This window comes from Paenibacillus camerounensis (assembly GCF_000723885.1).
Classification (GTDB): Bacteria; Bacillota; Bacilli; order Paenibacillales; family Paenibacillaceae; genus Paenibacillus_AQ; species Paenibacillus_AQ camerounensis.
In genome coordinates, this window is the sequence record NZ_CCDG010000132.1 from 1 (window position 1) to 338 (window position 338).

A 338-nucleotide genomic window follows, 5' to 3' on the forward strand; every position below is an offset into this window, starting at 1 on the left:
TCTCCCGGAATTCCTATTCCGCACAAATTCATTCCATTCAGTATATAGATCTGTGAGTTTGAAATCGGTTTGCCAATCGGGACACTTTCCGGTATTTTACTTTTCCCGTCATATTCCCAGTGTGTGGCCTGGACTGTATTTTCTGTTGGTCCGAATGCATTGATATATCTGCCTCTGCCGCCGGATTTTTTTATAACTTCCGGGCTTGAGGCTGATCCTGCCGTCGTTATTACGTTTACGCCCTGCAGGTCAGTCAGCAGATAGAACTGCGGTGGTAATACTGTCATCGTTATTCCGCTTTGTTTTACAAATGCATTAAATCTTCCAATGTCTGAAAT

1 protein-coding gene is annotated in these 338 nt (G+C 43.5%); it reads right to left on the bottom strand.

The window, feature by feature from the left end; all coding sequences use genetic code 11:
• On the bottom strand, positions 1–287 hold a 287-nt coding region (locus BN3772_RS30185; RefSeq protein ID WP_042204488.1), incomplete at its 3' end, for an AMP-binding protein.
• Positions 288–338: the final 51 nt, after the last annotated feature.